General features: G+C 61.2%; 8 protein-coding genes and 1 pseudogene. 3 read left to right on the top strand and 6 right to left on the bottom strand.

The annotated features are described in order from the left end of the window. From EN781_RS21320 to EN781_RS21330, 3 genes and pseudogenes are all read left to right on the top strand, one after another. Positions 1–741, top strand: a pseudogene (locus EN781_RS21320) (type VI secretion system tip protein VgrG); the annotation flags it as partial. Between the two features lie 13 nt (positions 742–754). Continuing rightward, the gene (locus tag EN781_RS21325) at positions 755–1,177 is read left to right on the top strand and encodes a DUF6484 domain-containing protein (protein WP_126058933.1); all 423 of its coding nucleotides are present in this window, start codon (positions 755–757) and stop codon (positions 1,175–1,177) included. Beyond that, a complete protein-coding gene (locus EN781_RS21330) occupies positions 1,174–1,518 on the top strand; it encodes a hypothetical protein (RefSeq protein ID WP_126058934.1) in 345 nt (114 codons plus the stop codon). The genes EN781_RS21325 and EN781_RS21330 overlap by 4 nt, the downstream gene beginning before the upstream one ends. Here EN781_RS21330 and EN781_RS21335 read toward each other — a convergent pair whose 3' ends face one another. From EN781_RS21335 to EN781_RS21360, 6 genes are all read right to left on the bottom strand, one after another. Beyond that, positions 1,519–2,430, bottom strand: a complete 912-nt coding sequence (locus EN781_RS21335) for a hypothetical protein (RefSeq protein WP_127400301.1) — start codon at positions 2,428–2,430, stop codon at positions 1,519–1,521. Positions 2,431–2,439: 9 nt separating this feature from the next. Then, on the bottom strand, positions 2,440–3,411 hold the full coding sequence (locus tag EN781_RS21340; protein WP_127400302.1) for a DUF4150 domain-containing protein: 972 nt from the start codon (positions 3,409–3,411) through the stop codon (positions 2,440–2,442). Then, entirely contained in the window at positions 3,411–4,430 is a 1,020-nt protein-coding gene (locus tag EN781_RS21345; protein ID WP_126058938.1) for a 3-oxoacyl-ACP synthase, read from the bottom strand. Before EN781_RS21345 ends, EN781_RS21340 begins: the two co-directional genes overlap by 1 nt. Further along, positions 4,427–5,524, bottom strand: coding sequence for a DUF2169 domain-containing protein (locus EN781_RS21350; RefSeq protein ID WP_126058939.1), 1,098 nt, complete (start codon positions 5,522–5,524; stop codon positions 4,427–4,429). Before EN781_RS21350 ends, EN781_RS21345 begins: the two co-directional genes overlap by 4 nt. Beyond that, the gene (gene tagF, locus EN781_RS21355; RefSeq protein ID WP_126058940.1) at positions 5,524–6,051 is read right to left on the bottom strand and encodes a type VI secretion system-associated protein TagF; all 528 of its coding nucleotides are present in this window, start codon (positions 6,049–6,051) and stop codon (positions 5,524–5,526) included. Before tagF ends, EN781_RS21350 begins: the two co-directional genes overlap by 1 nt. Further along, positions 6,048–6,904 (bottom strand): type VI secretion IcmF C-terminal domain-containing protein (locus EN781_RS21360; RefSeq protein WP_281034386.1); only part of this gene is annotated, 857 nt, incomplete at its 5' end. The genes EN781_RS21360 and tagF, both read right to left, overlap by 4 nt.

Genomic DNA, 6,904 nt, shown 5'->3' on the forward strand with positions numbered 1-6,904 from the left:
GGCCACAACCTCGACGAGGACGTCGGCAACAACAAGACGGTCAAGGTCGGCGTCGACCAGACTACGAACATCGGCAGCAACGACACCGAGACGGTGGGCAAGGACCGATCGCTGACGGTGATGGCGAATGAGACGATCCACGTCGTTTCGAACTCGACGGAGAATATCGACGCCAACCATTCGCAGACGGTGGGCATCGTGCAGACGATCACGGTTGGCGCGGCGCGTGTCGATACGGTGGGGGCCTCCGAGACACGAAGCGTCGGTGCGGTGCAGTCGAACACGATCGGCGCGTCGCGGTCGGTGAGCGTGGGCGCGGCGCAGAGCCATGACATCGGAGCGGGAGACAGCTGGAACATCGCGGCGGAGCAAGCCGTCCAGGTCGGTGCCGACCAGAACTTTAAGATCGCAAAGAATCAAGGCACCGACATCGGCGCTGACCGCTCCGCCAAGATTGCCAAGGACGATCTTACCGAGGTTGGCGGCAATAGTGCGCTCAAGATTGCCAAGAAGAGTTTGGTGGACATTGGTGAGGATGGCGGGATCAAGGTTGGCAAGACGTTGTCGATCGAGGCCGGCGACGCGATCGTCATCAAGTGCGGATCAGCTGCGATCGGCATGAAGAAGGATGGGACGATCACCATCGAGGGCAAAGACATAACCGTCATCGGGTCCGGTGAAATCGAGGTCAAGGCCTCAAAGAACATCACCATGAAGGGCAGCAAGATCAACCTGAACTGAGAGATCATTCAGAATGGCCAGGACGGTCGCGAAAATTGAGGGCGTCGTAATCGGGATCTTCCTGGGTTTCGAGGATTCGGCCCCGCTGGTCGTTTTCCCTGGGAACCCGGAGCAGACGGCGCTCCAGGCACGCAGCCTCACCGAACTGACATCTTCGATGGTCGGCTCGGAAGTGGCGCTGCTGTTCCAGGGAGGTGACCCGCGGATGCCCCTGATCGTCGGGCGCATTGTCGATCCTGGCCGGAAGTCGGCGACACGGGTCATTCGGGACGGCGAGAGCGTGCAAATCAACGCCGACGAACGTCTTGAGCTGCGTTGCGGCAAGGCCACGATTGTCATGGAGAAGGACGGGCATATAACAATCCGCGGCACCTATCTCGTTAGTCACGCAAGCGCGTCGAACCGCATTCGGGGCGGTTCGATCAACCTGAACTGATGGCTGTTCCGGTGCTTCGCGAGATCGTACGCCAGCACGCGGAGATGGCTGCCTTCCTTTGGACGGTTTACGACTACCATTTGCTTCATCCAGAAGAGAATCCCGACATGGATGAAGATCGTCTGGCGCGATTGATAGAGCGGCTGGAAGCGCATCTGGACGGATTGCGGGTCGCGGGCGACATCGGCCGCGAGATTGCCAATGACCGATTTGCCGAATATCCGGAGGCGGGCGAATTGTTCGTCGTCAGGATGCTCCAGCCCACGGTTCAGCCGATAGCCGTGACGCAGCTGAATCTCGCGAGTGTGCGCAAGTATCTCGCCGCCCATCTGCCGCGCTGACTACTGGATCAGGCGAAGGTCGGTGCCGTCATAGTCAAGCTGCAACGAGTTCCATTTCTTGCCGTCGAAGCGCCAGGCAATGCCGCCTCCGACAAGATAGAGATATTCAGTGTCTGAACGCATGTCCCAGCCGGTGCCGGCGGGGTGGAACTCTACGAGCTGGTTGCCTTGTTCCCGGTAGATGCCGAATTCGCTGTCGCCCCAGTACACCTCCCCCTGAAACTGGTGAACGCAGAAAAACCTGCTCTTGGGCGCTTCCAGTTCGATCATTTCCTCGTTCACCACGCGGATGCATGTGCCATCATTGCCGCAGGCGCGAACGACGCCGTCCGGCGTTACGAAGACACCCCAAAGATCGTTTTCGATAGGCAGATCGATTGCCCGCCATCCGTCACCGACCAGCCGCTGCAGAGTTCCCACCTGGCCTACGCAGTGGATAAGATCGCGCCGTGGTCCGTGCACGTCGCGCAGGCGATGAGGCCGATCGGCTTTCAAGGCCGACCAGGCATTTCCGTCGAACGCCCACGACTGCCCCTTGTCTCCAACCAGGAGGGTGAGACCGTCGTCATAGGACCACACACGCTGCATCAGATTCTTCGCGACTTTCGTCGAGGTCCAGTTGCCCCCGCGGTAACGCCAGACGACCCTTCCCACTTCAAGGGCAAAAAGGTTGGTGAGGCTGGGGGAAGCGAGAGACGCCAGCCATTCTTCAAGCTTCAAGGTTTGACTTTGGGTTCCCGGTGCGAAGCTGCTGACTTCGAAAACAACGGAATAGGCGATGTCGTGGTCCTGCGTTCCGAGTTCGAAAAGCAGGGCACAGTGATCCCGCCCGAACGGTACGATCTGCATGCATTGGGCATGGTAGCGCGGGTCCCGGAGGATCGTTTCGATGTCGTTGGTGAACTTGCTCACGGCTAACTCCTACCTTGTCATGGCCCTGACGTCTTTGATGCTCATAGGTGGCTTGCCGGTCGCTTTCCTATGCTCGTTGATCTTTTCCTGGATGTGAGCAAGGAAGACCGCGACCAGACAGGCGGCCACTCTTGCCTTCTCCGCGGCTGATTTGCCGGCCATGTTCTCGTGATTCTCCACCGACGCTTCAGCGCAGGTGTCGGTGAACTCACCTAGGTTCGGATCGTCATTCTTCAGGCTGTCACGACATACCTTGCTCTTGTCGTAATGGTCCGTGCCGGTGGTTTGACCGTTCCTGATGCCGCTGGGCTTGGTGTCGCCCTTGGTCCATCTGGAATGCATGCAAAGGCAGGGCGCGTCGTCACATTTGTAGTTCTTGAACTTGGCCTTGGTCTTATTGCGGTTGCCGGACACTGCCATGAACTGATTTTCGACATAGTGTTCCGACCATTCCCCCTTCTTGCTGTCGCACGTGCTGTCGCCGTGGCGGTGAAGAACCATATCGTTTCTGGTCAGGATCGTTTTGCACGAGACGCCATCGACCTCCCACTGCGCCGCATGCGTCATCGGCGGGGTGTTTGCTTGGGGCGAAGCGTGATTGTTCGTCGCGAGATCCGTATGGCGAACGACTGGCTCGCCATCGAACTTCACGTCGCTCGACCAGGAATTGAAATATTCCTTGCCGGTATTCTTGGACGTGATGACGCCCTTCTTCGCCGCGCAACCGGCCTCGGTGCCGGATGTCTTCGTCAGGTAAGACTGGTTCTTGATGTTGACCGTCTTGCCGGCGATCTTGACGGTACCCGTTCCCTTGTCGGTGTCCGATGCAAAGCCGAAACTCGGATAGGGGACCGGTACGCCTGGTGGGGTGGCCGGATTTTCAGGCGGCGTGAAGCACACGTCCGGAAACGCCCCCAAGGTCTTTGCGTCGACGGCTTTGCCGGAAATTTCCAGACCGTTGGCAAAAACGTTCGTCGACATCAGCTTGCAGCCGCAAATATAGCGGCGCCGCACGCACCACTGTCGTTGGACGCTTCGATCAGGACCGGATTGCCCTTGTCGTAGCCCTTCCGGGCCGCGGTCCATGCCATACCCATCATCATGGGCACGACGGCCGCGCCGATGTTGCCCAAGGATTCGGTCGGCGACAACAGATCCTGGAAGGCATGGCGCCCCCGGACCAATCTCAACGATGCCAGTGCTGTCTGCCGGAACCAGTATTGCTCGCCCACGAGATCAGACATCCGGTAGCCAACCCCGTTCATTTCGATGCCGGTCTGCTCAAGCGCCACTCGGTAGGCGGTCGTCATCGCGTCGCCTCGAAGAGGGAGATCTTCCTTGTTGTAGATCGAAGCAAGCTCACGAGTCAGACCGAGACCCATCAACCGCAGAGACCTGATATTCCGTTTCGACAACAAGACTGCGGCGGCGGCTTCGCCTGGAATGAAGCCATTCGGGTTCTGCGGCGCAAGAATGCGGCTCTCTCCGATGTAGTGGCGAATGGTCTCCGAGGTCAGATAGCTGTCGACGCCGACGATCATGATGTAGGGCGTTTCGCCGGAGGACATGAGCCGCCGTGCCTGCTCGAGCGCGACATGTCCGGAGGGGCGACCATGGGCGATTACCCTGGAGCGCGAATATGCCTCGACCTCCACGATGTCGGCGATGCGTCGCAACAGGTTGGCGGGACTGCGCACGGGATGGCCCGGCCTGCCTTCCTCGCCGATGCATAGGATCAACGCTGTTTGGCCGCGTGCCTCAGGAGCCCCGCTGAACGCTTCGACAATTGCGCCCGCGGCGAGATGCGCAATGCGCTTCTCGCCGATCCAGGTTCGGGGAATCGGTACCGGCGCCCCAATCAGCCAGCCGCCACGCGGTCCGCGAAAACGTGTCTCTTGAAACCCGTCCAGTTTCGCACGCATGGCTGCGCACGAAGACGGGGCGTCGAGGCCGACAGCCGTGACCATGCCGATCGAGGCGATCGCAACCGACCCGTTCATGCTTCGCTGTCCGTGGGGATTTTCAGATTGGCGCGGATATATTCCTTACCCCGATCCATGGCGCGCAGCATGGACTCGCTCGGCGGGCCGACCCAGCACTCGGTAAACTCCAGGATCATGCGCTGGATCCTCTGTGAGACACGCCAGACCAGGGAAAATCGCCGGTTCTCCGCATCGACAAGCAGGGTGTCCGGCAGCACGCTGCCATCGAACACCCTTTGCTGGTGCTTGAAGAACGTCATCGAGAGTCCGGTCGCGGGAAGGCGAAAGCCGAGCCGTCCTTCCGGCGTCAGGTTGACCAATTGCATCTCTTCACCACCGCGCGGATGGTCGATCTGCTGATCGACCGGCGCCATTTGAAAATAGCGCTCGTCGAAATCCGGCGGCAGGAATGGGAAAATGTTGTCGGCCCAGTTGTCGTCATAGGTGCCGCCATACTCGATGCGGCCGGGCCAGCCCCGGCCCATCGGCCCGAAGCTCATCGGCCTGTAGTCGCCGAACGGCGAGCGGATCTCTTCGCCGACGGCCTGTGTGTTCGGCAACCGCAGGCCGGGAACAAGACGCTGGTTCCTGGTGCGCGACCAGCCGGTGCCGACCGGGTTGTGTTTGTAGCTGGCGGGCAGCTTGTCCTCCGGGTCCAGCCGGTCGACGCCGCCCCAGGCGACGTCATAGGAGATCGGCAATTTGAGGAAGGGCTGGGGCGAGGTCGTTGTAAAGACGGGGCCGATGGCGCGCCACTCACGGTGGCCGACGACTTCGAACAATTTCGACCAGTTGCCGACCTTGATGCCCACCGGCACCCGCTCCGCCGGGCGCCCTCCGGGCGCATAGGCAAAGCCATTGACGATCACGTCGCAGCGCGGCTTGCGGAAGGCGAAGTCGGACTCCCACAGCGTGGCCGAGAACCCGGGCGCCCCGGTGGACATGTCGGCCATGACCAGAGGCACCTGCTGGGCCGATTTCCGCACCTCTCCGCCAGACGTCGCCGGAAAATCGAACGTACCCTTGACGATAACCACGATGTGCTCATGGCCTGCGACATCGGTTGCCGTCGTATATTCGTGCGGATAGCCCATCTGGTTCCAGATCTGCATCAGCTGGTCTCCCAGGTGGCGGCGAAGATCTGCTCCAGCGTCTTTTGCGGCTCCTGCGCATCGACGTCGAAAATGTCCGAGCGGGCGGTCCACATCACTAGATCGTCGATGACGTCGCTGTACTGATCGACAGCCGGCACGGGTAACCCCGTCAACGCTGCATCAAGTTCGTCGGGCGTCCGCTCGCCTCGCTGCGCGGCGAAGGCCGCTTCTTCGATGCCTTCGAACCAGGCATCGGCGTAAGCGAGCTTCAATGGCGCTTCGGCTATCCGCGCAACGACGCTCAAGGGAAACTGCCGACCAACGCGGTCGGCGCTCTGTAAGATGATGCCTGCTGAGGCGCCAAACAAAGTGGGGCCGGCGAGAAAGCGCAAAGCAGTATCTGGCCGCCACGTCTCCAGCCCAATCAGCGGCACGATCTGCTGCGCCAGCCAGCGATCCCAGACGCGCACAAAATCTCCCGTCAGCCGCCGCGACACGAAATCGCCGGTGGCGGGGATTTTGCCGTAGAAGCCCGGCAGGATCATATCTGCGGCGGACATGTGAACTTCTTGAACATTTCGAGGTTGTAGGGGTTCTCGACGCTTGCCGCCTTGAGCTCGAAATCGGCGTACATGCCCTTGGTGCCCAGGCGCAGGCTGTAGACATCCGACAGCGAGGTGCCGGTGAAGCGGCCGGCGCGCAGCATCCTCAGCCATGCCCAGCTGCCGGTCTCGTTGAGCATGATCTCGGGCGAGCCGTCGACCGGCTGGAAGGCGAGCGAGATCACGCCGGTGCCGTCCTTGCCGGGCCACGTCATCGGTTGCGGTCGCGTCGCATTGTTGAAGTAGACGAGGTTCTGGCCATCGAGATTGAGCGTCACGCGCGTGACGTTGGGCGACAGGTCCTTGGGCTCCAGCGTGAAGCTCATCACCGGGCCCGTCCCGCCGGGAAAGAGATCGTCGCGGATATGCCTGGCCTGTTCGAACGCCGCCAGCGCCGCAGGGTCGAGGCCGAAATCGGCGCGCCATTTCCATGGCTGGCTGGCGGTGTCGACGTAGCTGATCAGATGGTCGTTGATGAAGGCGTCGATCAGGCCGGACGGCCCGAACAGGCGGGCGAAGTCGCGGACATTGACGTCGACCGCGCTCTCGGGACTGAACGGATAGCGGTCGTTGAGCGCCGCCTGGCAGAACGGCAGGATGTCGGCGCGCCAGATGGCGTTGAGCTCGTTGGTGACAGCCTTCTGCGTCAGGCCGCTAGTATCGCCAGCGATGCCGCCGAGCCAGTCGTCGATTGGGTCGGGCAGGATTTGCGCCTGCCTGGCGACAGCGCCTGTGAGTTCGGCGAGGCCGCCCTGCTTCTTGATGGCATCCTGGGGATCGGGGTTGGCGGTGACCG

It is taken from the genome of Mesorhizobium sp. M4A.F.Ca.ET.090.04.2.1 (assembly GCF_003999085.1).
Taxonomy (GTDB): Bacteria; Pseudomonadota; Alphaproteobacteria; order Rhizobiales; family Rhizobiaceae; genus Mesorhizobium.

Bases quoted from the DNA above. Each gene is read 5' to 3' on its own strand.
- EN781_RS21325 (WP_126058933.1), top strand. From the start codon at position 755: ATGGCCAGGACGGTCGCGAAAATTGAGGGCGTCGTAATCGGGATCTTC.
- EN781_RS21345 (WP_126058938.1), bottom strand. From the start codon at position 4,430: ATGAACGGGTCGGTTGCGATCGCCTCGATCGGCATGGTCACGGCTGTC.
- EN781_RS21350 (WP_126058939.1), bottom strand. From the start codon at position 5,524: ATGCAGATCTGGAACCAGATGGGCTATCCGCACGAATATACGACGGCA.
- tagF (WP_126058940.1), bottom strand. From the start codon at position 6,051: ATGATCCTGCCGGGCTTCTACGGCAAAATCCCCGCCACCGGCGATTTC.
- EN781_RS21340 (WP_127400302.1), bottom strand. From the start codon at position 3,411: ATGTCGACGAACGTTTTTGCCAACGGTCTGGAAATTTCCGGCAAAGCC.